24 protein-coding genes are annotated in these 25,343 nt (G+C 67.9%); 15 read left to right on the top strand and 9 right to left on the bottom strand.

All coding sequences use genetic code 11. The features are described 5' to 3' along the window. Positions 1–95: 95 nt before the first annotated feature. From DSC_RS07405 to DSC_RS07380, 6 genes are all read right to left on the bottom strand, one after another. The gene (locus DSC_RS07405; RefSeq protein ID WP_014160533.1) at positions 96–1,511 is read right to left on the bottom strand and encodes a cryptochrome/photolyase family protein; all 1,416 of its coding nucleotides are present in this window, start codon (positions 1,509–1,511) and stop codon (positions 96–98) included. An 81-nt stretch (positions 1,512–1,592) separates the two neighbouring features. Then, entirely contained in the window at positions 1,593–3,005 is a 1,413-nt protein-coding gene (locus DSC_RS07400; protein ID WP_043290464.1) for a replicative DNA helicase, read from the bottom strand. A 202-nt stretch (positions 3,006–3,207) separates the two neighbouring features. Continuing rightward, the gene (gene rplI / locus DSC_RS07395) at positions 3,208–3,657 is read right to left on the bottom strand and encodes a 50S ribosomal protein L9 (protein ID WP_014160531.1); all 450 of its coding nucleotides are present in this window, start codon (positions 3,655–3,657) and stop codon (positions 3,208–3,210) included. A 170-nt stretch (positions 3,658–3,827) separates the two neighbouring features. After that, entirely contained in the window at positions 3,828–4,058 is a 231-nt protein-coding gene (rpsR, locus tag DSC_RS07390) for a 30S ribosomal protein S18 (RefSeq protein WP_014160530.1), read from the bottom strand. 11 nt (positions 4,059–4,069) lie between these two features. Continuing rightward, positions 4,070–4,498 (bottom strand): 30S ribosomal protein S6, encoded by a 429-nt coding sequence (gene rpsF / locus DSC_RS07385; RefSeq protein WP_014160529.1) that lies wholly within the window; start codon positions 4,496–4,498, stop codon positions 4,070–4,072. A gap of 292 nt (positions 4,499–4,790) precedes the next feature. After that, on the bottom strand, positions 4,791–5,129 hold the full coding sequence (locus DSC_RS07380) for a HesB/IscA family protein (RefSeq protein WP_014160528.1): 339 nt from the start codon (positions 5,127–5,129) through the stop codon (positions 4,791–4,793). Between the two features lie 153 nt (positions 5,130–5,282). Between DSC_RS07380 and asnS the strand changes: the two genes are divergently transcribed. From asnS to DSC_RS07320, 13 genes are all read left to right on the top strand, one after another. Further along, positions 5,283–6,683, top strand: a complete 1,401-nt coding sequence (gene asnS, locus DSC_RS07375) for an asparagine--tRNA ligase (protein WP_014160527.1) — start codon at positions 5,283–5,285, stop codon at positions 6,681–6,683. Positions 6,684–6,687: 4 nt separating this feature from the next. Next, positions 6,688–6,954, top strand: coding sequence for a hypothetical protein (locus DSC_RS07370; protein ID WP_014160526.1), 267 nt, complete (start codon positions 6,688–6,690; stop codon positions 6,952–6,954). Further along, positions 6,951–7,256 (top strand): hypothetical protein, encoded by a 306-nt coding sequence (locus DSC_RS07365; protein ID WP_014160525.1) that lies wholly within the window; start codon positions 6,951–6,953, stop codon positions 7,254–7,256. Before DSC_RS07370 ends, DSC_RS07365 begins: the two co-directional genes overlap by 4 nt. Next, positions 7,253–7,561 (top strand): hypothetical protein, encoded by a 309-nt coding sequence (locus DSC_RS07360; RefSeq protein ID WP_014160524.1) that lies wholly within the window; start codon positions 7,253–7,255, stop codon positions 7,559–7,561. The genes DSC_RS07365 and DSC_RS07360 overlap by 4 nt, the downstream gene beginning before the upstream one ends. Positions 7,562–7,586: 25 nt before the next feature. Then, positions 7,587–7,751: a hypothetical protein gene (locus tag DSC_RS16865; protein WP_158308231.1), complete on the top strand. Its 165-nt coding sequence runs from the start codon at positions 7,587–7,589 to the stop codon at positions 7,749–7,751. A 71-nt stretch (positions 7,752–7,822) separates the two neighbouring features. After that, the gene (locus DSC_RS07355) at positions 7,823–8,611 is read left to right on the top strand and encodes an SDR family oxidoreductase (protein WP_014160523.1); all 789 of its coding nucleotides are present in this window, start codon (positions 7,823–7,825) and stop codon (positions 8,609–8,611) included. Positions 8,612–8,670: 59 nt separating this feature from the next. Next, positions 8,671–9,336, top strand: a complete 666-nt coding sequence (gene can / locus DSC_RS07350) for a carbonate dehydratase (RefSeq protein ID WP_043290463.1) — start codon at positions 8,671–8,673, stop codon at positions 9,334–9,336. A 30-nt stretch (positions 9,337–9,366) separates the two neighbouring features. After that, the gene (locus DSC_RS07345) at positions 9,367–9,879 is read left to right on the top strand and encodes a 3-hydroxyanthranilate 3,4-dioxygenase (protein WP_014160521.1); all 513 of its coding nucleotides are present in this window, start codon (positions 9,367–9,369) and stop codon (positions 9,877–9,879) included. A gap of 235 nt (positions 9,880–10,114) precedes the next feature. Continuing rightward, positions 10,115–11,389 (top strand): kynureninase, encoded by a 1,275-nt coding sequence (kynU, locus tag DSC_RS07340; protein ID WP_014160520.1) that lies wholly within the window; start codon positions 10,115–10,117, stop codon positions 11,387–11,389. Positions 11,390–11,428: 39 nt separating this feature from the next. Next, a complete protein-coding gene (locus DSC_RS07335; protein ID WP_014160519.1) occupies positions 11,429–12,793 on the top strand; it encodes an FAD-dependent oxidoreductase in 1,365 nt (454 codons plus the stop codon). A gap of 494 nt (positions 12,794–13,287) precedes the next feature. After that, a complete protein-coding gene (sbcB, locus tag DSC_RS07330) occupies positions 13,288–14,730 on the top strand; it encodes an exodeoxyribonuclease I (RefSeq protein ID WP_014160518.1) in 1,443 nt (480 codons plus the stop codon). 110 nt (positions 14,731–14,840) lie between these two features. Further along, positions 14,841–15,527, top strand: coding sequence for a DUF2461 domain-containing protein (locus DSC_RS07325; protein WP_014160517.1), 687 nt, complete (start codon positions 14,841–14,843; stop codon positions 15,525–15,527). 16 nt (positions 15,528–15,543) lie between these two features. After that, positions 15,544–16,083: a DUF2939 domain-containing protein gene (locus DSC_RS07320; protein WP_014160516.1), complete on the top strand. Its 540-nt coding sequence runs from the start codon at positions 15,544–15,546 to the stop codon at positions 16,081–16,083. A 59-nt stretch (positions 16,084–16,142) separates the two neighbouring features. On the opposite strand, the gene DSC_RS07315 is transcribed toward DSC_RS07320, so the two are convergent. The 3 genes from DSC_RS07315 to DSC_RS07305 all read right to left on the bottom strand — a co-directional run bounded on the left by DSC_RS07315 (position 16,143) and on the right by DSC_RS07305 (position 23,060). Continuing rightward, positions 16,143–17,093, bottom strand: coding sequence for a 5'-nucleotidase (locus DSC_RS07315; RefSeq protein ID WP_014160515.1), 951 nt, complete (start codon positions 17,091–17,093; stop codon positions 16,143–16,145). Between the two features lie 4 nt (positions 17,094–17,097). Continuing rightward, complete coding sequence (locus tag DSC_RS07310; RefSeq protein ID WP_014160514.1) at positions 17,098–17,865, bottom strand: NAD kinase; 768 nt, start codon at positions 17,863–17,865, stop codon at positions 17,098–17,100. Positions 17,866–17,981: 116 nt separating this feature from the next. Next, positions 17,982–23,060: an NAD-glutamate dehydrogenase gene (locus tag DSC_RS07305; RefSeq protein WP_083833507.1), complete on the bottom strand. Its 5,079-nt coding sequence runs from the start codon at positions 23,058–23,060 to the stop codon at positions 17,982–17,984. Positions 23,061–23,365: 305 nt separating this feature from the next. Between DSC_RS07305 and DSC_RS07300 the strand changes: the two genes are divergently transcribed. Further along, on the top strand, positions 23,366–23,989 hold the full coding sequence (locus DSC_RS07300; RefSeq protein ID WP_014160512.1) for a TetR/AcrR family transcriptional regulator: 624 nt from the start codon (positions 23,366–23,368) through the stop codon (positions 23,987–23,989). Between the two features lie 62 nt (positions 23,990–24,051). Continuing rightward, entirely contained in the window at positions 24,052–25,332 is a 1,281-nt protein-coding gene (locus tag DSC_RS07295) for an efflux RND transporter periplasmic adaptor subunit (protein ID WP_014160511.1), read from the top strand. The last annotated feature ends 11 nt before the right edge of the window (positions 25,333–25,343 follow it).

Genomic DNA, 25,343 nt, shown 5'->3' with positions numbered 1-25,343 from the left:
TCCGGTGGTCTTGCGGTCGCTGAAGCTAACCCTTCCTCCTGCAAAGCCGGATGAACAGGCGCCGACTGGCCGGGCCCGCGCCGCCGGCGGTCGGCTCAGCGGGTCCTGGCATAGGCGGCCAGCGCGGCCTGGCGGCCTTGGGCCAGGTCCACGATCGGCTGGTGCGGATAGTCGCAGGCCCTGCCCCTGCACAATTGCGGAAATTCCCACGGCGCGAAGCGCGCATTCACCGGCAGTGCTTCCAGCTCGGGCACCCAGCGGGTGATGTAGCGCGCCTGCGGATCGAACTTGCGCGCCTGGGTCACCGGGTTGAACACGCGGAAATACGGCGCCGCATCGGCGCCGGTGCCGGCGACCCACTGCCAGCCCAGCGTGTTGTTGGCCAGGTCCGCATCCACCAGCGTCTGCCAGAACCAGCGCGCCCCTTCCAGCCAGTGCACGCGCAGGTGCTTGGTGAGGTAGCTGGCCACGATCATGCGTACGCGGTTGTGCATCATCCCGGTCTGCCACAGCTCGCGCATGCCGGCATCGACGATGGGCACGCCGGTCCTGCCGTGCTGCCAGGCCTGCAGCGGGCCTGGTGCGGTGCTGGCCCAGTCGAACCGGTCAAAGCGCGGGTTGAGGTTTTGCTGCGCCGTGTGCGGGAAATGATGCAGCAGGTGATGGGCGAACTCGCGCCACACCAGCTGCCGGATGAAACCGTCGATGTCACGGTCCAGGCTGACGCCGCGTTGCGCCTGCAGCCGTGCGATCACCCGCCACGGCGCGATCTCGCCGAAGTGCAGGTGCGGCGACAGCCGCGAGGTGCCGATCCGGTCCGGCAGGTCGCGCTGATCCAGGTAGCCGCGCAATGCGCCCTCGACGAAGACCTCCAGCGCCTGGTGGGCGCCGGCCTCGCCGGCTTGCCAGATCTCCCAGAAGCCTGCATCCCAGTTCAACGCAGGTGCCAGGCCCAGCGCATCGATGCCCTCGCCCTTCAGCGCCGACGGCACGGCCGGCAGCGCTTCGGGCGCGTCCTGCAGCGCACGCTGCGCCAGCCCGGCCATGACGTTGCGATAGAACGCAGTGAACACCTTGTACGGCTCGCCGGTCCTGGTCTGCACGTCCCACGGCTCGGCCAGCAACGCGGCATTGCAGCTGCGCACCTGGACGTGCCGCTGCTTGAGCGCCTGCTTGATCGCCGCATCGCGCGGCTGGGTGGCCGGTTCGTACTTGCGGTTCCAGAACAGCGCCTGCGCGCGGCTTTGTTCGATCAGCTGCTGCAAGACCATCGCGCTGTCGCCGCGGCGGACCAGCAGGCGCGAGCCGCGCTGGCGCAAGGCCAGATCCAGCGCCTTGAGCGAGCGATGCCGCCAGGCATTGGAGGCCGCACCCGGCGCCCAGCGGCCTTCCTCGTGCGGGGCATGGATGTACACCGGGACCGGGTCGAAGCCGGCTTCCAGCGCCGCATGCAGGGCCGGATTGTCGGCCAGGCGCAGATCGCTGCGGAACCAGACCAGGGCGATGGGCATGGGCATTGGCGTTGGGGACGCAGCGGCATGATGCCCGCCTGGCTGCGAAAAAAATCCGCAGCGTGCCGGGCGTCGCCGGACCTATTCGAAGCTGCCCACTGCGTCGTGGGCCAGGTTGTCAAAGCGGGTGTACTCGCCGAAGAACTTGAGCTTGAGCGAGCCGGTCGGGCCGCTGCGCTGCTTGCCGATGATGACCTCGGCCAGGCCCTTGTCCGGCGAATTCTCCTTGTTGTAGTAGTCGTCGCGGTAGATGAAGACGATCACGTCGGCGTCCTGCTCGATGGCGCCCGATTCGCGCAGGTCGGCCATCACCGGGCGCTTGTCGGTGCGCGTTTCCAGCGAGCGGTTGAGCTGGGACAGGGCGATCACCGGCACGTTCAGCTCCTTGGCCAGGCCCTTGAGCGAGCGGCTGATCTCGGAGATCTCCGTGGCCCGGTTTTCGCTGTTGCCCGGCACCGACATCAGCTGCAGGTAGTCGATCACCACCAGGCCCAGGTCGTGTTCGCGCTTGAGGCGCCGGCACTTGGAGCGCAGCACCTCCGGCGACAGGCCAGGGGTGTCGTCGATGAAGATCTTGGTTTCCTTCAGCATCCGGATCGCGGCGGTGACCCGGCTCCAGTCCTCGTCCTCGAGCTGGCCGGTGCGCAGGCGCTGGGCGTTGATGCGGCCATTGGAGGAGATCAGGCGCAGGGCCAGCTGGGCGGCCGACATTTCCATCGAGAACACCGCCACGGCCTTCTTCGACTTGATCGCCACGTATTCGGCGATGTTCAGCGCCAGGGTGGTCTTGCCCATCGCCGGACGCGCCGCCAGGATCAGCAGGTCGGTCGGCTGCAGCCCGGCGGTGAGGTAATCGAACTCGGTATAGCCGGTGGCCAGGCCGGTGACGTTGCCGCCGCTGTTGAAGCGGTCCTGCAGCACCGAGAAGGCATCCTTGAGCGCGCTGGGCATGGACACAAAGTCGCTGCGTCCGCGCGAGCCGGCCTCGGCGATGGCAAACACCTTCTGCTCGGCCACGGCCAGCAGCTCGGTGCTCTCGCGGCCTTCGGGCTGGAAGCCGTTGTTGACGATCTCGGTGCCCACATCGATCAGCTGGCGCATCACCGCCTTGTCGCGCACGATCTCGGCATAGGCGGTGATGTTGGCCGCCGACGGCGTGGAGCTGGCCAGTTCGATCAGGTAGGCACCGCCGGCGATCAGGTCCGACTGGCCCTGCGCGTCGAACCACTCGCCCAGGGTCACCGCATCGTAGGGCCGGCTGCGCTCGGCCAGCTCGCTGATGGCGCGGTAGATCAGCTGGTGGTCGCGGCGATAGAAGTCCTCGGAAGTGAGCCTGTCGTTGACCCGGTCATAGGCATCGGCAACCAGCATCAGGCCACCGAGCACCGCCTGTTCGGCTTCGATGGAGTGCGGCGGCATGCGCAGCTGCTCCAGGCGTGCATCGCTGGGGTCATTGCGGAAATCACGGTCACGTTCGCGACGGGGAGCTGCCATGTTCGACTCGGAAAAAGCAAGAAGCGTTGCTCGGCGCCGCCCATGGTAGGCACAGGGCTGCGGCGACCGGTACGGATAACCTTGTGGACAACCGGTGGGAAAGATGTGCGCCGGCCGTCGCAATGGCTGCGACCAGGGCATGGCCTTGAAACAAAAACGGGCGCCCTGCGGCGCCCGTCTGTCCAGCCCCTCGCTGCGTGGATCAGCTTTCGCCGGTGACCACCACCTTGACGGTGGTTTCCACGTCGGCGTGCAGCTTGAGCAGCACCTCGTACTCGCCGATGTTGCGGAACGCGCCCTCGGTGAGGACGACTTCGCTCTTTTCCAGCGGCAGGCCGGCGGCGGTGAAGGCGTTGGCGATTTCGCGCGCGCCGACCGAGCCGAACAGCTTGCCTTCGGTGGAGGCATTGGCCGACACGGTCACGCTGGCACCTTCGAACCTGACGGCGCGGCCGGAGGCCTGCTCGTGGATCGACTTGGCCTTGGCTTCGTACTCGGCGCGCCTGGCTTCGAACTGGGCCACGTTGGCGGCGGTGGCCGGCACCGCCTTGCCCTGTGGCACCAGGTAGTTGCGGCCGTAGCCGGGCTTGACGTTGACCTGGTCGCCCAGGACACCCAGGTTGGTCACTTTCTGCAGAAGAATCAGCTTCATTTTTTCAGATTCCGTATTCGTTAGCGGCCCGCCGTGGCGGGCGCAACTGGTGCTGTCCGAATGGACGGGGGAGTGAGGCGAGGAACGAAGTGGGTGGAGTGAGGAGTGAGGGAGGCATTGCTTCCACTGGCTCCACACTGCGGCGCGGCCGCATCACTCCTGTCCTGCAATCACATGTCGTGGTTGTCGGTGTACGGGATCAGGGCCAGGAAACGGGCGCGCTTGATGGCCGTCTGCAGCTGGCGCTGGTAGCGCGCCTTGGTGCCGGTGACGCGGCTGGGAACGATCTTGCCGGTCTCGGTCAGGTACTGGCGCAGGGTATTGAGATCCTTGTAATCGATCTCCTTGACCCCTTCGGCGGTGAACTTGCAGAACTTGCGGCGACGGAAGAACTTGGACATGTCAGGGTTCCTTAGGCGGCTTCGGTGGCGTCGGTATCGTCGTCGGACTTGGCGGTCTCGCCTTCGTCGTCACGACGGCGGCGTTCGCCGCGCTCGGGCTTGTCGCCCTTCTCGTCCTTGCTCTTCATGATGATCGACATCTCGGTGTCGGCCACGTCGCCGTCGCGCTTGACGATCAGGTGACGCAGGATGGCATCGTTGAAGCGGAAGGTTTCGGTCAGCTCGGCCAGGGTGGCCTGGTCGACTTCGACGTTCATCAGCACGTAGTGGGCCTTGACCAGGTTCTGCACCGGGTAGGCCAACTGGCGGCGGCCCCAGTCTTCCAGGCGCACGATCTTGCCGTTGCCGGCCTCGATGATGCCCTTGTAGCGCTCGACCATGGCCGGCACCTGCTCGCTCTGGTCCGGATGGACCAGGAACACGATTTCATAGAAACGCATGTGTTTTACCTTTCGGATGAAGGCCCATCCCGCAACGGGACCGGCCGGACAGCTCCCCGCCTGTGCGGTGGAGCAAGGACCCCTAGGGCCAGACAGGCCAAGGGAGCGGGAAATTATGTCAGCTCAAGGAGTTGCGCGCAATCGGCCCGCCCTGCGCAGCCCGGCCTGGCCACAGCCGGGCCCGGCGCCCGTACGCTCCCCTTCAAGGCGGACCCGGCTGCACTGCCCGATCGTGCACCTGGGCAAACCAGGCGCGGTCAGGCTCCGCCACAGCCACACGCCTGCCCGTTCTTCAGGCCGCGTCGGCCGAGGTGGTAAAGCTCTCCCCGCAGCCGCACTCGGCGGTGGCGTTGGGGTTCCTGAACAGGAAGGTCTCGCCCAGGCCCTGCTTGCCGAAGTCGATCTGCGTGCCGTCCACCAGGGCCAGGCTGTCGGCATCGACGAAGATCTTCACGCCGCGGTCTTCGAACACCGTGTCGCCGGGGCGCTGCTCGCGCGCCAGATCGGTCACATGGCCCCAGCCCGAGCAACCGGTCTTGGTCACGCCAAAACGCAGGCCCAAGGCGCCGGGCGTGGTCTGGACGAAGTGCTGGACGCGCTGGTGGGCGATCGGGGTCAGGGTGATGGCCATGTGGGGGTGCCTTCGAAAATGCTCGGGGCCGATTATAGGCAGGTGGCCGTGGGCGGGGCGCCCTGCCAGGTGAACGGAGCGTGCCCGCCACGCAGCCAACCGGTAGACTTGCGCGTTCCCTTAGATCGCGCCGGACAGGCCAGGATTCAAGACATGACGGTGGTGAGCGTCGAACATGCGCTGGCGGGCAAGCTCCCGGCCGGCGGCGAAGTGACGGTCCGTGGCTGGGTGCGCACGCGGCGCGATTCCAAGGCGGGCCTGTCCTTCGTCAACGTCAGCGACGGTTCGTGCTTTGCGCCCATCCAGGTGGTGGCGCCCAATACCCTGTCCAATTACGAGTCCGAGGTGAAGCACCTGACCGCCGGCTGCGCGGTGGTCGCCACCGGCACGCTGGTCCCCTCGCAGGGCCAGGGCCAGCGCCTGGAGCTGCAGGCCCGATCGCTGGAGGTGGTCGGCTGGGTCGAGGATCCGGAAACCTACCCGATCCAGCCCAAGGCCCACTCGCTGGAATTCCTGCGCGAAGTGGCCCACCTGCGCCCGCGCACCAACCTGTTCGGCGCGGTGACCCGGATCCGCAACTGCCTGGCCCAGGCCGTGCATCGGTTCTTCCACCAGAACGGCTTCAACTGGATCTCCACGCCGATCGTGACCACCTCCGATGCCGAAGGCGCCGGCCAGATGTTCCGGGTGTCCACCCTGGACCTGGCCAACCTGCCGCGCAACGCCGCCGGCGAGGTGGATTTCAGCCGGGATTTCTTCGGCCGGGAAACCTTCCTGACCGTGTCCGGCCAGCTCAACGTGGAGGCCTACTGCCTGGCGCTGAGCAAGGTCTACACCTTCGGCCCGACCTTCCGCGCCGAGAACTCCAACACCACCCGCCACCTGGCCGAGTTCTGGATGATCGAGCCGGAAGTGGCCTTCAACGACCTGGCCGCCAACGCCGACCTGGCCGAGGAGTTCCTCAAATACCTGTTCCGCGCGGTGCTGGACGAGCGCGCCGATGATCTGGCCTTCATCGCCGAGCGGGTGGACCAGGCCGCGGTCAGTCGGCTGCAAGCGTTCATCAACGTGCCGTTCGAGCGGATCGACTACACCGATGCGATCGAGCTGCTGCAGAAGGCGGACAGGACCTTCGACTTTCCGGTCGAATGGGGCCTGGACCTGCAGACCGAGCACGAGCGCTGGCTGACCGAGGAACACGTCGGCCGCCCGGTGGTGGTGACCAATTATCCCGAGCACATCAAGGCCTTCTACATGCGCCTGAACGACGACGGCAAGACCGTCGCGGCGATGGACGTGCTGGCCCCGGGCATCGGCGAGATCATCGGCGGCAGCCAGCGCGAAGAGCGCCTGGACGTGCTGGATGCGCGCATGGGCCAGTTCGGCCTGGATCCGGGACAGTACGGCTGGTATCGCGACCTGCGCCGCTACGGCACCGTGCCGCACGCCGGCTTCGGCCTGGGTTTCGAGCGCCTGGTGGTGTATGTGTGCGGGCTTTCCAACATCCGCGACGCGATCCCCTACCCGCGCGCGCCGGGCCACGCGGAGTTCTGAGGCGATGAACGTCGAGCTGGTCGCGCAATCGGTCACGGTGGTCGTGGGCATGGGGGCCTTCGTGCTCGGCCTGGTCGGCATCGGCCGCAGCCTGCAGCTGCAGCGCCTGCTGGTGCGCAAGCAGCAGGAAGGTCTGGACGCGGCCGCGGTGAAAGCCGATCCGCAGGTGCGCGCGGCGATGCGCCGCCTGCGCATGCCGCTGCTCTGGGCCACGCTGCTGGCGGCCTGTTCGGTGGCCGCACCGTTGCTGGCGCGACGGGTGCTGGCATGATCCTGTTCTTCGCCCTGCTGTTCGTGGCCACGGCGATCGCCGGGTTCTGCGCGCTGGTGATCTTCTGGCCGCTGACCCTGATCCACGTGCGCGATCGCCATCCGGACATCGCCGCGCAGCTGGGCCCGGGCGCCTTCATGCGCCCCGCCGCGCTGGCCTGGCTGCTGCGCGGCGACTATCGCAGCACCGGCGATCGCTCGCTCAGCGGCCTGGCCACGCCGGCGCGGATCTCGGTGATGGTGATCATCGCCGCACTGGCCATGGCCGGGCTGCTGTGGCTGACTTCCGAGGTCCTGCCATGAACGACACCCCGCACAGCCAATGGTGGCTGGCCAGCCTGGGCCGCACCCTGATCTGGGCACGCCTGCGGATCAAGGAGGCCGGCACCGCCGAGGTTCTGGGCAGCGACGGCAATACCTTGTCCTACGATAGCCAGGACACTGCCCGCGCTGCGTTGTTCGACGCCGAGTTCGTCGCCTTCGACGGCCTGGACGAAGAGGACGCGCTGCGCCGCGGCTTCAGCCTGCACGAGGTTTCACCGCCCCACGCCGAGCGCGATGAGGATCTGCGTGCGCTGATGGTGCAATCGCTGGGCGAGCGCGCCTGAGGCGGCGACGTCCCGGTCGCGCGCCTTGGCCGAAAGCGCCTGCCTGCACGCTGCCGCCGGCTTCGCCCTGACCCGGGCGCGAGATCCCAAAGCGAACCGCCGGGCCGTGACCGCCAGGCGGGACGCGCGCGAGGATGCCGGCGCGCGCGATCTCCCTGCATTGATGCGCGCGTCGATGCAACGGTCCTGATCGCCTGGCGCATTGCACGCCTGCGCGGCCTGGGGTATCCAGTCAATCCCATTTGCGACAAGGACCGCTTCATGGATCTCAATCTTTCCGGCAGGCATGCATTGGTGTGCGGCGCCTCGGCTGGCATCGGCAAGGCCGCCGCGATCGAACTTGCGCTGCTGGGGGCCGATGTGACCGTGCTGGCACGCCGCGAAGCGGCCCTGCGCCAGGTCGTGTCCGAGTTGCCGGTGGTGGGCCAGGGCCAGGTGCACGGCTGGCGCGTCGGTGACGATGGCCAGACCCAGGCACTGGCGGACACGGTCACTGCGCTGGCGGCCGAGCGCCCGGTCCAGATCCTGGTCAACAACGGCGGCGGACCACCGGGCGGCAGGGCCGTCGATGCCGACCTGGAGGCCTACCTCAGCGCATTCCGTCACCACCTGCTGGCCAACCAGACCCGCGTGCAGGCCGTCCTGCCGGGCATGCGCTCGGCCGGCTGGGGCCGGATCGTCAATGTCGTGTCGACTTCGGTCTACGAACCGATGCACAACCTGGGCGTGTCCAATACCGTGCGCAGCGCGGTGGCCGGCTGGGCCAAGACGCTCTCGCAGGAGCTGGGCCCGGACAACATCACCGTCAACAACGTGCTGCCCGGCTTCACCCACACCGCGCGCATGGACCACATCGTGCAGGACCGGATGCAGGCCAGCGGCCAGAGCGCCGAGCAGGTCATCGCCAGCCTCGCCGCCTCCGCGCCGATGCGCCGGATCGGTGAGCCGGCCGACGTCGCGGCGGCCATTGCCTTCCTGGCCAGCCCCGCCGCCGGCTACATCAGCGGAGTGAGCCTGACGGTGGATGGCGGGCGGATGCATTCGATCTGACGGTCTCAGGTCCGGCCCGGGCCGGCCCTGCGCTTGACGCATCTGCGATAATCGAGCCCATGAGTGAACTCGACGCGTTGTTGCGCAATAACCGGGACTGGTCTGAAAAGGTCCGCCAGGACGATCCGGGCTTCTTCCAGCGCCTCTCGCAACAGCAGTCGCCGCGCTACCTGTGGATCGGCTGCTCCGACTCGCGGGTGCCCGCCAACCAGATCCTGGGCCTGGACCCGGGCGAGGTGTTCGTCCATCGCAACGTGGCCAACGTGGTGGTGCACAGCGACCTGAACTGCCTGTCCACCATCCAGTTCGCGGTGGATGTGCTCAGGGTCGAGCACATCCTGATCGTGGGCCACTACGGCTGCGGCGGCGTGCACGCCAGCATGACCGGACAGCGCATGGGCCTGGTCGACAATTGGCTGCGCCACGTCGGCGATGTCAGCGGCAAGCACGCCGAGCGCCTGGCCAGGGTCCAGACCGAAGCGCTGCGCCACGCGCGCCTGTGCGAGCTCAACGTGATCGAACAGGTCGCCAACGTCTGCCACACCACGATCCTGCAGGACGCCTGGGCGCGGGGCCAGGAGGTGGCGGTGCACGGCTGGTGCTACAGCCTGTCAGACGGCCGCATACGCGAGCTGGGCATGGACGTGGCTGCGCCCGGCCAGCTGCAGCCGGCCTACGCGCGCGCCCTGGCCTCGATGCCGGTCTCGGGCAAGCGCGACCCATAGCACCACCATCCACTTTCCCTGGAGCCCCCCATGCTGCCCGCCCCGCTCAACCTGCAGGCCTGGATCGAGGAACACCGCCACCTGCTCAAGCCGCCGGTGGGCAACAAGGTGATCTACGCCGGCGACTTCATCGTCATGGTGGTCGGAGGCCCCAACCGCCGCACCGACTACCACTGGGACGAAGGCCCGGAGTGGTTCTACCAGCTCGAAGGGCAGATGGTGCTGCGCATCCAGGAGGACGGCGCGGCACGCGACATCCCGATCAGCGCCGGCGAGATCTTCCTGCTGCCGCCGCGGGTGCCGCATTCGCCGCAGCGGATGGAAGGCTCGGTCGGGCTGGTGATCGAACGCCGGCGCCTTGCGCACGAGGACGACGGCCTGCTGTGGTTCTGCGAGGCCTGCAACCACAAGCTCTACCAGGAGTTCTTCCACCTGCGCAACATCGAGACCGACTTCCCGCCGGTGTTCGAGCGCTTCTACGCCTCGCTGGAACACCGCACCTGCAAGGCCTGCGGCCACCTCAATCCCGCGCCCGAGCGCTAGCCGATGGCCGAGCCCTGAGCAGCCGCGCGCCTGCTGCGCCGGTCATGCTGCTGTCCTTGGAATCGTCTGCCCATCTGCTGCGCCGTGGCAGCACGGCGGGAAACAGGACCGCCGCGACGGCGGCCGAATCAGTGCCCGGTTAGACTGCCAGGCCTTGCCCAAGGTGGCACGTTCCGTGCGTGTCCACTGCCTCCACGCCAGTGCAATGGCGCCCACCTCGCAAGAACCGCACCGCATGAACCACGCGCTTTCCCGCACCCACGCCATCGCCCTGGACGCCGCCGATCCGCTGCGCAGCTTTCGCAACGAATTCCTGCTGCCCAGGCACAAGAACAACGATCAGGCGTACTTCTGTGGCAACTCGCTGGGCCTGCAGCCGCGCGGGGCGCGCAAGGCCGTCGAGCAGGTCCTGGACACATGGGCGCACGAGGCGGTGGAGGGCCACTTCCGTGGCCAGGGGCAGTGGCTGACCTACCACGAGCAGGTGCGCGAGCCGCTGGCGCGCATCGTCGGCGCGCTGCCTGGCGAAGTGGTGGCGATGAACACCCTGACCGCCAACCTGCACTTGATGATGGTCAGTTTCTACCGGCCTACGGCACAACGCCCGGCGATCCTGATGGAAGCCGGCGCATTTCCCTCCGACCACTACGCGGTGCAGTCGCAGATCCGCTTCCATGGCTTCAACCCGGCCACCGACCTGATCGAGGTGGCACCGGATGAAGCCGAAGGCACGGTCTCCATGGAGGCGATCGAACAGGCCATCGCCGAGCACGGCCATCGCCTGGCGCTGGTGCTGTGGCCGGGCATCCAGTACCGCACCGGCCAGGCCTTCGACATCGCCCAGATCACACGCCTGGCTCACGCCGCCGGGGCGATGGCCGGCTTCGACCTGGCCCACGCTGCCGGAAATATCCCGCTGGCGCTGCACGATGCCGATGCGGATTTTGCGGTGTGGTGCAACTACAAGTACCTCAATGCAGGCCCGGGCGCGGTGGCAGGTGCGTTCGTTCACCAGCGCCATGCGCAGGCCGAGCTGCCGCGCTTTGCCGGCTGGTGGGGCCACGAGAAACAAACCCGCTTCCTGATGGCGCCCCAGTTCAGGCCCACGCCGGGCGCCGACGGCTGGCAGCTGAGCAACCCGCCGATCCTGGCGATGGCGCCGCTGCTGGCCTCGCTGGAGCTGTTCGACAAGGCCGGCGGCGTGCCGGCACTGCGGGCCAAGTCGGAAAAGCTCACCAGTTTCCTGGAGGAGCTGATCGAGGCGCGCCTGCTGGACACCCTGGACATCATCACCCCGGCCGAACCCGAACGCCGCGGCTGCCAGCTGTCACTGCGCGTGGCCGGCGGGCGCGAGCGCGGCCGCGGGCTGTTCGACTACCTGGCCAAGGTCGGCGTGCTCGGTGACTGGCGCGAGCCGGACGTGATCCGCATCGCGCCGGTGCCGCTGTACAACAGCTTCAAGGACATCTATCGCTTCGTGGAAGAAGTGGAGATGTGGGCCGGCGTCTGAACACGCCTTGCTCCTGCCATTGCCCCCGAAGAATTCCATTTGAACGCATCCTCGCGCTCCATCACGATCATCGGCGCCGGCCTGGCCGGCGCGTTGCTGGCCATCCTGCTCTCGCGCAAGGGCTGGCAGGTCACCGTCTACGAGCGCCGCGGCGACCCGCGCATCGAGGGCTACGAATCGGGCCGTTCGATCAACCTGGCCCTGGCCGAACGCGGCCGCCATGCGCTGCGCCAGGCCGATGCCGAAGCCGCGGTGATGGCCCGTGCGGTGATGATGCGCGGGCGCATGGTCCACTTCCTCGAAGGCGGCCAGCAGCTGCTGCCCTATGGCCGCGACGACAGCGAGGTGATCTGGTCGGTCCATCGCGCCGACCTCAACCTGACCCTGCTCGAGCTGGCCCAAAGCGCCGGCGCCACGGTCCATTTCAATCGGCGCCTGCACACGGTGGATTTCGCGTCCGGCCACGCGCACTTCATCGACGACCGCGACGACTCGGCGCACCAGATCCGTTTCGACACGCTGGTCGGCGCCGACGGCGCCGGTTCGGCCCTGCGCGCGGCGATGGACCGGGCCCGGCCGCTGGGCGAACACACCGCCTTCCTCGATCACTCCTACAAGGAACTGGAAATTCCGCCGGCCGCCGACGGCGGCTTCCGGATCGAACCGCATGCGCTGCACATCTGGCCGCGCGGCGACTACATGTGCATCGCCCTGCCCAACGATGAGGGCACCTTCACCGTCACCGTGTTCCTGCCCAATACCGGCCCGACCAGCTTCGCCAGCGTGCGCAGCGGCAGCCAGGCGCGGGCCCTGTTCGAGCGCGACTTCGCCGATGCGCTGCCGCTGATCCCACACCTGGAACGCGACTGGGAGCACCATCGGCCCGGCCTGCTCGGCACGCTGTCGCTGCAGCACTGGCACCTGGGCGGACGTGCGGTGCTGCTGGGCGATGCCGCGCACGCGATGGTGCCCTTCCACGGCCAGGGCATGAACTGCGCGTTTGAGGACTGCGTGGCCCTGGCCGCGCAGCTGGAGGCGCGCGACGAGCTGGCCAGCGCCTATGCCGCGTTCGAGGCCGAGCGCAAACCCAATGCCGCCGCCATCCAGGCCATGGCGCTGGAAAACTACACCGAGATGCGCGACCGCGTGGACGACGCCGACTTCCTGCTGCAGCGCGCCCTGGAGCAGCAGCTGCAGCAGCGCCATCCCGGCCGTTTCGTGCCGCACTACACCATGGTCACCTTCATGCGCATTCCTTACGCAATGGCGCTGGAACGCAGCCAGGTGCAGCGGCAACTGCTGATCGAGGCCACCTGCGGCCACCAGAGCCTGGACACGATCGACTGGACCGCCCTGGACCAGCGCGTGCTGGCACAGCTGCCCATCCTGCAAGACGCGCCGTAGCAGCGCCGAAACCGCAGGACCGTCGATTGTCCCGTAGGGGCCGCATCGCTGGGCCGCGAGGGGCTTTACCGCGAAAGCTCCATCGCGCCCCTGCGGTGCGCTTGTGTCTGCGCGAAGGTCTAGAGTTTGGGTGGAGAGCGATGTGCGGCAGGCCGATGGAGCGCAGTGTTGCCAAGCACGTGTAGGAGCCCGGGCCGCCGCACATCGACCTCGTCCCTAGCCCCAAGGTCGCCATCACCGCCTGCATGCGGGTGCTGCTCACCCGCCTCAACGCCATGGCCAGAGACCAAACTGAATGGAGAATGACAGGCGCCTGAGAAGACAGTTGCTCCTACGCCCAAAACTGCGGGAACCTCGATTGTCCCGTGGCGGCGGCCTTTATTTCCTCTTCGGGGCGCCGGCGCGACGGGAATTTCCGGCCACGACCATCGACATCCGCCGGGACGGCGCCGGCACTGTTCTACAATGCCTGCACCTTCGCCGACGGCTCCGACATGCCCGCCAGCTTCCTGTTCTACGACCTGGAAACCTTTGGCCAGGACCCGCACAGGACCCGCATCGCGCAGTTCGCCGCCCAGCGCACCGATCAAGCGCTGAACCCGGTCGAAGACCCGGTGAGCTTTTACGTCAAGCCCGCCGACGACCTGCTGCCCTCGCCGGTGGCCACGCTGATCACCGGCATCACTCCGCAGCAGGCGCTCAGCCAGGGCGTGCCCGAATGCGATGCCATGGCCCGCATCTTCGAGGAAATGGCGCGGCCGGAAACCTGCACGCTGGGCTGGAACACGCTGCGCTTCGATGACGAGTTCATCCGCCACGGGCTGTTCCGCAATTTCTTCGATCCCTACGAGCGCGAATGGCGCGGCGGCAACAGCCGCTGGGACCTGCTGGACGTGGCGCGGCTGTTCCATGCGCTGCGGCCGCAGGGCATGCAGTGGCCCAGGCGCGAGGACGGCACGCCCAGCTTCAGGCTCGAACACCTGGCCCTGGCCAACGATGTCCGCATCGGCGATGCCCACGAGGCCCTGTCCGACGTGCGCGCCACCGTGGGCATCGCCCGCGCGATGCGCAGCGCCCAGCCGCGGCTGTGGGACTACGCGCTGCAGCTGCGCAACAAGCGCTTCGCCGCCAGCCTGCTGGACACCGTGGCGATGACCCCGCTGCTGCATGTGTCCACGCGCTATCCGGCCAGCCGCCTGTGCGCCGCGCCGGTGCTGCCTATCGCCCGCCATCCACGCATCGACAGCCGGATCATCGTGCTGGACCTGGAAGGCGATGCGGCGCAGGCGCTGCTGGACCTGGACCCGCAGGACATCGCCGATCGCCTGTACACCCCGCGCGCCGACCTGCCGCAGGACGTGCGCCGGGTGCCGCTCAAGGAAGTCCACCTCAACCGCTGCCCGGCGCTGGTCCCGTGGAACTACCTGCGCCAGGCCGATTTCGAGCGCCTGGGGATCGATCCGGACCCCGTGCAGGCCCAGGCCGGGCTGCTGCGCGCGCATGGCCCGCTGGTGGCCGAGAAAGTCCGCCAGGTCTTCGCCAGCGAACGGGCGCAGGAACCTTCCGATCCCGATGCCGCGCTCTACGACGGCTTCCTGGCCGAGGGCGACAGGCGCCGCCTGGCCGAGGTGCGCGCAACCCCGCCGCAGCAGCTGGGCAGCCGCGCCTTCGGCTTCAAGGATCCGCGCCTGGAGGTGCTGCTGTTCCGCTATCGCGCGCGCAACTGGCCAGACACCCTGGATGCGATGGAACGCGGCCGCTGGGACGACCATCGCCGCCAGCGCCTGGCCGCCGGCACCCGGACCTCCGAATACAGCCTGGACAGCTTCTTCGAGGAAATCGCCAGCCTGCGCGCGGCCCATGCCGAAGATGGCGCCCGGCAGGTGTTGCTGGACCAACTGGAGGCCTGGGGGCGCCAGTTGCAAGCGGTGCTGTAGGGCGGGTCTGGACCCGCCAAGGGCCTGCCGCGCCCTCCCGCGCGAACCCTGAAGACCGGGCACAAGGCGGTCCAGATCCGTCCTGTCCGGCTCCTGCCTACAATCGCCATATGGCCCACTACTTTTCCGACGCCAGCTTCAAGTTCCTCAAGGCGCTGGCGCGTCACAACGACAAGGCCTGGTTCAACGCCAACAAGGCCAGGTACGAAGACCACGTGCGCCAGCCATTCCTGCGCCTGCTGACCGACCTGCAGCCGGACCTGGCCGCGGTCAGCGACAAGTTCCGCGCCGATCCCAAGACGGTGGGCGGCTCGCTGTTTCGCATCTATCGCGACGCGCGCTTTTCCAACGACAAGTCGCCGTACAAGTCCTGGCAGGGCGCACGCCTGTACCACGAACGCCGCAAGCAGGTGCCGGCGCCCTCGTTCTACCTGCACCTGCAGCCGGGCGAGAGCTTCGTCGGTGCCGGCCTGTGGCATCCCGAAGCCGACACCCTGCGCAGGCTGCGGCAGTTCATCTTCGACAACCCCGGCAGCTGGAAAGCCGCGGCGCATGCCCCGGCGTTTCGCAGGAGATTCGATTTCGAGCAAACCGAGCGGCTGAGCCGGCCACCGCGCGGGTTTCCGGCCGATTTCGAATTCATTGATGACCTCAAGCACAAGAACTTCGTGTTCTGGCGCGCGCTGGACGATGCCACCATGACTGGCCCGCGCCTGCGCCAGACCGTTGCTGCCGACCTGGCTGCGCTGGGGCCGTTCGTCGACTACCTGTGCGCCGCGCTGGACCTGGAATTTTGAACAAGAGCCTGCCCCAATGAAGAAGTGGATCGCACTGGTCCTGGTCGTGCTGCTGGCGTTCGGCGGCTTTGTCGTAGCCGGCCCGTACATCGCCATCCACGGCATTCGCAATGCCCTGGCCGAACAGGACACCGGCAAGCTGACGCGTTACGTCGACTTCCCCACCCTGCGCGTGAACCTGCGGGCGCAGCTGCAGGACCGGATCGTGCGCGCGGCCGGCATGCAGGCGCAGTCGAGTTTCCTCGGTTCCATCGCCCTGTCGCTGGCCGGCGGCGCGGCTGGCGTCGGCGTGGACGCGATGGTCACCCCCACCGGCATCGCCGCGATCCTGCAGGGCCATTCGGTATGGAAGCGTGCCACCGGCGAGACCGCCAATGGCGATACCTACGGCCCGCCGCGTCCGGCCGAACCGCTCAGGCAGGTCGAAGGGCATTACCAGTCGCTGTCGCGGTTTACCGCCACCAGCACCGTCTACGACGGCAGTGCACCGATGACGTTCGTGTTCGAGCGTCAGGGCATCGTGTGGAAGCTGACTGATATCCAGCTGCCACGCTGACCGGATAAGGCTGAAAGTCGATGGCATGCGCTGCGATTCCGCTTGCATAGCGCGTTCGCCTACTCGTTCGCCACCCCATGCGGCACATGCCCGGCCGCGGTGTGCGGGTGGGCGCTGTCGATGTTGTGCTGGGAATCGTCGAAGAAGATGTCCGCGCCGAAGGCCGCCAGGAACGGGCCCTTGTGCCGGCCACCCAGGAACAACGCCTCGTCCAGGCGCACGCCCCATTCGCGCAGGGTGCGGATCACCCGCTCGTGCGCGGGCGCCGAACGCGCGGTGACCAGGGCGGTGCGGATCGGTGCGTTCTCGCCCGGCGCAAACGCGGCCTGCAGCTGGTGCAGCGCGGAGAGAAAACCGCGAAACGGGCCGCCGGACAGCAGCTCGCGGGCCTTCTCGCGCTCGTGCCGGCCAAAGGCTTCCACGCCCTGCTCGCGCGAGATGCGCTCGCTCTCATCGCCGAAGATCACCGCGTCGCCGTCGAAGGCGATGCGCAGCTGCGTGGACAGGCGCCCGGCGGGCAGCTCGCCGGCGGCGGCGGCCGCTTCCTCGGCGCGTTCACCCGGCGGTTTTGGCAGGATGGTGGCCGCGGCAATGCCGTGGGCCAGGGCGCTGCGCACCGAATCGGGATTGGCCGAGAGGAACAGGTCGGTACCGAACGGCTTGACGTACGGCCAGGTCGGCTCGCCGGAGGTGAAGGTGGCGCGGACGATGTCCAGCCCGTAGTGCTGGATGGAATTGAAGATGCGCAGGCCGGTGTCGGCCGAATTGCGCGACAGCAGGATCACCTCCACCCGCGGCTGGTCTGCCGGCGCGCCGCTGTTCAGGGCCAACAGCTTGCGCACCACGGTGAAGGCCACGCCCGGCGCCAGCACATCGTCCTCGTGCGCGCGCTGGTAGGCGGCGTAGGCCTCCAGGCCCTGCGCCTGCCACAGCGCGTGGCTCTCTTCCAGGTCGAACAGGGCCCGCGAGGTGACCGCGACGGTGAGCAGGCATGGCGCCGCGTCGGCCATAGCGTCAGACCACGAACTGTTCGCTGAAGATCCGTTCTTCCAGGTTGTGCTCCGGGTCGAACAGCAGCCTGACGGTGCGGTCGCACGATTCACGGATGGTCACCTCGGTGACGTCGCGGAATTCATGCGAGTCGGCGGTGGCGCTGACCGGACGCTTGTGCGCATCCATGACCCGGAAAGTGATCTCGGTGCCGGACTTGAGGATGGCGCCGCGCCAGCGCCGCGGCCGGTATGGCGCGATCGGTGTCAAGGCAAGGGTGTTGCTGCCCAGCGGCAGGATCGGGCCATGCGCGGAGAAGTTGTAGGCCGTGCTGCCGGCGGGCGTGGCCACCAGCACGCCGTCACCGATCATCTCCTCCACCCGGGTCTGGCCGTTGAGGTCGATGCTCATCTGCGCCGCCTGACGGGTCTGGCGCAGCAGCGAGACCTCGTTGTAGGCCAGCGAATGCACCTCGATGCCCGACTCGGTCTGCGCAGTCATTTCCAGCGGACGCAAGGTGGCAGGTTCGGCCGCGGCGATGCGCTCGAGCAGGCCTTCTTCGCGATGGTGGTTCATCATGAAGCCGACCGTGCCCAGCTTCATCCCGAACACCGGCTTGCCCAGCTGTCCGTGGCGATGCAGGGTCTGCAGCATGAAGCCGTCGCCGCCCAGGGCCACCAGGATGTCGGCATCGGCTGGCGGGTGGTGCCCGTAGCGGGCCGAGAGCGTGACCAGCGCCTGCTGCGCCGATTCGGCGGAGCTGGCCAGGAAGGCAAGGCGGGGAGAGGTCATGCCGCGAAGGATAGCGCGGCGTGCGCGGCAAACGGCACCGCTGCCAACCAAAACCGGGCAAGGCGCCGGCGCGCTGCCCCGCCATTCATTGCACCTGTCCCGCCGGGCTGGCCCGGTCAGGTCAGCTGTGACATGCGCTGCACCGCCACCGAAGCGGTCGGATAGTCCAGCGACTTCTGCCCGGCCAGCTCGTCGAGCATGGACAGGGTCAAGCGCAGCGACGGATCGTCGCGCTGCAACCAGCGGGCGACCTTGGCCTCGGCCGTATCACCGGGCAACGCCAGCACCTGCAGGGTCAAGGCGCGCAGGTGCGTCTGCAGCTCGTCGCGCAGCACCCCGCGGGCCACCGCATGCCAGCGGCCGTCGACCTGCAGCGCGTCGATCTGGCTCACCAGCCACGGCAGGTGCAGCGCATCGCCCAGGCGGTAGTAGACCTTGGACACGGCCACCGGCGAGAGCTTGCGCTCGCGCGCCAGTTCGATGATGTCCGCCGAGGGCTCCAGGTACGGCAACGCAGCCAGCTGGCCGGCCAGCGGCTCCGGCACACCCTTGGCGAGCCAGTCGGCCAGCTTGGCCTGGTAGGCCGGGCGCAGTGAATCGGGCAGCACCCCGTCGGCGGCGCGGATGTCGTTGAAGCCGTCGTGGTAGCGCTCCACCGCTGCAGCAATGGCCGGGATCGGGCCGGGACGGTTCAACAGCCAGCGGGTGAAGCTGCGCTGCAGGTTCCAGATCACCTGCAAGGCGTCGATCTGCACCGACTCGGCGACCTTGCCATCCAGCGCGTCGATCCGGGTCCACAGCGCACGCGCGTCCAGTGTTTCGCGGGTGATGGTGAAGGCCTTGGCGACCTCGCCGATGCCACGGCCGGTGTCTTCCTGCATGCGCATCAGGAAGGTCGCACCCATGCGGTTGATCGTGGAATTGGTCACCGCCGTGGTGATGATCTCGCGCTTGAGCGGATGCTTTTCCATCTGCGCGGCGTATTTCGCCTGCAGCGGCTGCGGGAAGTAGCGCTGCAGCTCCTTGGACAGGTACGGGTCTTCCGGGATGTCGGTTTCCAGCAGTTCGGCAAAGGCCACCAGCTTGGCATAGGACAGCAGCACCGCCAGCTCCGGACGGGTCAGTCCCAGGCCGCGTGCCTTGCGCTCGGCGAACTCGGCATCGGAGGGCAGGTATTCGATCTGGCGATCCAGCTGGCCGCGCGCTTGGAGCACCTGCACGAAGTGCTGCTTGGAACCCAGGCGCGTCACGCTCATGCGCTCCATCAGGCTCAGTGCCTGGTTCTGGCGGTAGTTGTCGTTGAGCACCAGCTGGCCGACTTCGTCGGTCATGCTGGCCAGCAGCGTGTTTCGGGCCTGTTCGGCCAGCTTCTTCTGCCGGACCAGGCCATCGAGCAGAATCTTGATGTTGACCTCGTGGTCGGAGGTGTCCACGCCGGCAGAGTTGTCGATGAAGTCGGTGTTGAGCAGCACCCCGCCCAGCGCCGCCTCGATGCGGCCCAGCTGGGTCAGGCCCAGGTTGCCGCCCTCGCCCACCACCTTGCAGTGCAGGTCGCGGCCGTTGATGCGCAGCGCGTTGTTGGCGCGGTCGCCGACATCGGCTTGGCTCTCGCTGGAGGCCTTGACGTAGGTGCCGATGCCGCCGTTCCACAGCAGGTCCACCGGGGCCTTGAGGATGGCGCTGATCAGTGCGTTGGGCGGCAGCGAAGTGACCTCCTGGTCCAGGCCCAGCGCTGCACGCACCTGTGGAGTGATGGTGATGGCCTTGAGCGTGCGCGGATAGATGCCACCGCCGGCCGAGATCAGGCTGGGGTCGTAATCGGCCCAGCTCGATCGCGGCAGCTTGAACAGGCGTGCGCGCTCGGTAAAGGACCTGGCCGCATCCGGGCTCGGGTCCAGGAAGATGTGCCGGTGGTCAAACGCCGCCACCAGCTGGATGTGTTCGGACAGCAGCATGCCGTTGCCGAACACATCGCCGGACATGTCGCCCACCCCGACCACGGTGAACTCCTGCGACTGCGTATCACGCCTCAGCGCACGAAAGTGGCGCTTGACCGATTCCCAGGCGCCCTTGGCGGTGATGCCCATGCCCTTGTGGTCGTAACCGACCGAGCCGCCGGAGGCGAAGGCATCGCCCAGCCAGAAGCCGTGCTCGATGGCCAGGGCGTTGGCGATGTCGGAGAAACTGGCCGTGCCCTTGTCGGCAGCCACCACCAGGTACGGATCGTCCTGGTCGTGGCGTACCACGTCCCTGGGCGGGACGATCTTGCCGTCGACGATGTTGTCGGTGATGTCCAGCAGTGCCTGGATGAACATCCTGTAGCAGGCGATGCCTTCGGCCATCAGCGCGTCCCGGCTTTCAGCGGGCGTGGCGGCGCCGGCCGGCGGCTGCTTCACATAGAAGCCGCCCTTGGCGCCGACCGGCACGATCACCGTGTTCTTGACCATCTGCGCCTTGGCCAGGCCCAGCACCTCGGTGCGGAAATCCTCGCGACGGTCCGACCAGCGCAGGCCGCCGCGGGCCACCGCACCAAAGCGCAGGTGCACCCCTTCCACGCGCGGGCCATACACGAAGATCTCCCGATACGGACGCGGCTTGGGCAGGTCGGGCACCTTGGTCGAATCGAACTTGAAGCTGATCGTGTGCGCCGGCGCGCCATTGACACCGCTCTGGTAATAGCTGGTGCGCACGGTGGCTTCGATGCAGCCCATGAGGCTGCGCAGGATGCGGTCGTCATCCAGGCTGGACACGCCATCAAGCAGCTTCACCAGGGTTGCGTGCACCGCATCGCACTGGGTCTGGCGCGGCTGGGCGGCCGCATCGACCAGCCGCTGCAGGGTCTTGACCGTGTCGTCGTCGGCGTCGCCGGCCAGCGTCTGCAGCTGCCCGACCAGCGCTTCGGCGCGGGCGGTGTTGCGGGCCCTGGCCGGCAGCTCCAGCGCCGGATCGAAGCGTGCCTGGAACATCTGCACCAGCAGCGCGGCCAGCAGTGGATAGCGGCTGAGCGTGTCTTCCACCGAACCCTGCGAGAACGGCACCCCGGTCTGCAGCAGGTACTTGGTGTAACCGCGCAGCACCGCGATCTGGCGCCAGTTGAGTCCGGCACGCAGCACCAGGCGGTTGAAGCGGTCGTTCTCGGCATCGCCGCGCCAGACCCGGGCAAAGGCTTCATCGAAATCCGCCGCGCGCGCGGCCACATCGATCGGGCTCAGCGCCGGTTCGACCTCGAATTCCTGGATGTAGAAAACCGCGCCCTCCACCTCCAGCCGGAACGGATGTTCGGAGATCACGCGCAGGCCCATGTTTTCCATCAGCGGCAGCGCATCGGACAGCGCGATGTCCTGGTCCCGGCGATAGAGATTGAGCCGCAGCGCGCCTTCGCCGGCACGGTGGTGGATGGAGCGGTACAGGCTCAGGCGCAGGTCCGATGGCCCTTCCAGCGCGGCCAGGCGCTCGACATCGTCGGCGGCCAGCTGCACCGAGACGTTCTCGATGTAGTTCTGCGGCAGGGCCCGGCCGAAGCGGGACGCCAGGGCGAGTCCGCGTGCTTCTCCGTGACGCTGGATCAGCACCTCGCGCAGATCGTCCTGCCAGTTGCGCAGCAGATGCGCCAGGCGGGCTTCAAGCTCGGCCGCATCGACGCTGACCTCCTCGCCGGGATGCGGGCGCACCGTCAGGTGCAGCTGCGCCAGCGGCGACTCGCCCAGCTGCACCGTGGTGTCCACTGCCTCGCCATGCAGCGCCCGCTTCATCAGCGACTCGATGCGCAGGCGCAGCTCGGTGTTGAAGCGGTCGCGCGGGATATAGATCAGCGCCGACCAGAACCGGCCATAGCGGTCACGGCGCAGGAACAGCTTGCTGCGCACGCGCTCCTGCAGGCCCAGCACGCCCATCGCGGTGCGCGCCAGTTCATCCTGACTGGACTGGAACAGTTCCTCGCGCGGCAGCGTCTCCAGGATGTGGCGCAGGGCCTTGCCGCTGTGGCTGTTGCGCGACAGGCCGGACTGGCGCATGACATGCTCGTAGCGCTCGCGCACCAGCGGGATTTCCCACGGGCGCCGGTTGTACGCGCTGGAGGTGAACAGGCCCAGGAAGCGCTGCTCGCCGCTGATGCGGCCATGGGCGTCGAAGGACAGCACCCCGATGTAGTCCATGTAGCCCTTGCGGTGCACGGTGGCGCGCGCGTTGGTCTTGGTCAGGATCATCGCCTCGGCCTCGCCCGCTTCGTTGAGCAGGTTGGCCGCCAGCGAACGCACCGGGTGCGGCTTGCCGGGGGCGCGGTTGCGCAGCATCCCCAGGCCGGTGTCCTCCTGCGCCACCAGCACCTCTTCCCCGCCCTGCTTGGTGACCCGATATTGGCGATAGCCGAAGAAGGTGAAGTGGTCGGTCGCGGCCCAGCGCAGGAATTCCCGGGTCTCGCGGCGCATGAGGTCGGAAACCGGCATCGGCCGGGTGGCCAGGTCTTCGGAGACGGCCAGCATCTTCTCGCGCATCGCGCCCCAGTCGTCCACGATCTGGCGTACTTCATCCAGCACCTGGCCGATCCGGGCCTCGATGCGCGCCATGGCCTGCGCCGGCTGTCGGTCGATCTCCAGCAGCATCAGCGACTCGGCCTTGCCCTCCCCCACCGCAGTGACCTTGCCGGCCTTGTCGCGTTCGAAACGCACCACCGGGTGGCCCAGCACGTGCACGCCCACCCCCATCGCCGCCAGCGCCATGCTGACCGAATCGACCAGGAACGGCATGTCGTCGTTGACGATCTGCAGCACCGAGTGCGGCGCTTCCCAGCCGTTGTCCTTGTGGGTGGCATTGAACACGCGCACCTTGGCCGTACCGGGCTTGCGCACCCGGGCGAACTCCAGCATGTCGGCCGCCATGGCCGCCCAGGCCTCGGGACTGTGGTGCGGGTATTCGTCCTGCTCCATGCGCCGGTAGAAGGCCTCGATGAACACCCGCACCTGCTCGCGCCTGGCCGCGGGAACCCGCGCCTTGAGCGCGTCCTGGATCGGCTGCAGCGAGAATGCCGCCGCTGCACCGACCCTGGACGCAGCGCTGGCGATGGCCTGCCCGACGCCGGTAACGGCAGCGGCGGCCACCTCTCCCGCGGGACCTTTCCTGTCCGTCGCGGCCGGCTTGCCGGCCCTGGTAGTGGAAGCGGATTTGTCGCCAAGCCTGCTGTTGCCAGGGGTGCTCATACAGTCGCGGTCACACGGTTGAAAATAATTGACCATTGTATGCCTGCAGCCGATGACGGCCTTGCTGCGCGGCATCACCGGACAGCGGGTACATGCCGCCGGCGCAACTGGAGACGGCGTCGGCGCGCGCCTGGCCGGGAGGTGCCGAGAAGGCAAGGACGCCGCCGGATCGTGGTCGCTGACGGGGGTCGCTGACCAACACGTCATGCCTTTATCACACGCCTTTTACACACGCCCACGAAGCGTGTGCGCACGCGATTTCCACGCTGTTAAAATTCTAAACTGGACGGTATAGTCCAGCCGCGATGGCCTGTCCCGACCACAATTCCAGCACCGCAGAGCGCCGCCAGCGAGTGCTGGACGCCGCGCGTGCGCTGATGGCCGAACAGGGATTCCGGGTGAGCATGGAGGCGGTGGCCCACCGCGCGGGCTGTTCCAAGCAGACCCTGTATGCGCAGTTCGGCAGCAAGCATGCGCTGCTGCACGATCTGATGCAGGAACACCTGGACATCACCACCTCGCGCCTGGAGGCCTTCAACGGCCAGGCGCGCGAGCCACTGCTGGCATTCGCGATCGAACATCTCGAGCGTCTCTCCGCACCGGACGTGGCGGCCAGCTGCAGGTTGTTCAGCGCCGAATCGCCGCAGTTCCCAGAAGAGGCGCGCGCGATCTGGCGCGATGGCGGCCAGGCGCTGCTGGCACGGCTGGCGTCCTGGTTGTCCCTGGCCATGGAAGCCGGGTGTCTCAGGCATGACCAACCGCACGTGGCAGCCGAAATGCTGCTGAGCATGCTGGTCGGCCTGGAACTGGAACGGCAGCGCTTTTCTGTCGCCCAGCGCACGCCACAGGCACGACGGGCCTGGGCCGAACTGGCGGTGGACGCCTTCCTGCGCGCCTACGCGCCGGCTTCGCCGGCGGTCCAATGCTGATCCAACTCGATTCTGCCCGTCTCTTTTCCTTCACCACCCACGTTCTCCGGAGCCCCCTCCCCATGACCCCCTCGACCCGCTCGCTCCTGCTCGGCTCCGCCATCGTGCTGGCCATGGCCGCCTGCAAGAAGGAAGAACAGCAGGCGCCGCCGCCGCCGGAGGTGGGCGTGATCAACGTCCAGCCCACCAGCACCCCGCTGACCCGCGAGCTCAGTGGCCGCCTGGCGCCGGTGCGCCGCGCCGACGTGCGCGCCCGCGTCCCCGGCGTGCTGCTCGAGCGCGTCTACGAGGAAGGCACCGACGTCAAGGAGGGCCAGGTGCTGTTCAAGATCGATCCGGCGCCATTGCAGGCCGATCTCAGCTCGGCCCAGGGCCAGCTGGCCTCGGCCCAGGCCAGCTATACCAACGCCCATGTCGCAGCCGAACGCGCGCGCCGGCTGGCGCCGCAGCAGTACGTGTCGCAGTCGGACCTGGACAATGCCGAGGCCACCGAACGCAGCGCCCGGGCTGCGCTGCAACAGGCCCGCGCGGCGGTCACCAATGCGCAGATCCGGCTCGGCTATGCCAACGTGGAGGCGCCGATCTCCGGCCGCGCCGGCAAGCAGCAGGTCACCGAAGGCGCGTTGGTGGGTGCCGGCGATGTGACCCTGCTGACCACGGTGGACCAGATCGACCCGCTGTACGTCAACTTCACCATGAGCTCGTCGGAATTGCAGTCGCTGCGCCAGGCCCAGGGCCAGGGCAACGTCAGTCTGTCCGACACCGAGGACACCACGCTCAAGGTACTGCTCAGCAACGGCCAGACCTATGACCAGCCGGGCACGCTGGACTTCTCCGACGTGGTGGTTGACCCGGCCACCGGCGCGGTGTCGCTGCGCGCCACCCTGCCCAACCCGCAGCGCGCGCTGCTGCCGGGCAGCTTCGTCACGGTCATGGTGAACATGGGCACGCGCAGCAACGTGTTCCTGGTGCCGCAGGCGGCCATCCAGCGCGACACCCAGGGCGCCTACGCCATGGTGGTGGGCCAGGACGGCAAGGTCGCGCGCAAGGACGTGCAGATCGAAGACAACGCCATCGACAACCACTGGATCGTCACCGACGGCCTGAAGGCCGGCGACCAGGTCATCGCCCTGGGCCTGCAGCAGGCCAGGGAGGGCGGCCAGGTCAAGCCCATCCCTTACGAGCAGGCCAAGGCCCAGGCCGCCCAGGCCCAGCAACAACAGGGTGGTGCCGGTGGGCAGCCGCCTGCCGCTGCCGACGCGGCCCAGGGCGACAAGCCCGCCCCGGCCCCCGACGCCAAGGGCGACGACGCCCAGCAACCGGCCTCGGGCCAGGCCCAGTAAGGAACATCCCC

Origin of the sequence: Pseudoxanthomonas spadix BD-a59, assembly GCF_000233915.3 — a bacterium.
In the GTDB taxonomy this organism is placed as follows: domain Bacteria; phylum Pseudomonadota; class Gammaproteobacteria; order Xanthomonadales; family Xanthomonadaceae; genus Pseudoxanthomonas_A; species Pseudoxanthomonas_A spadix.
The sequence above is the reverse complement of the archived record's forward strand: the minus strand, read 5'-3'. Positions and strand labels throughout refer to the sequence as shown.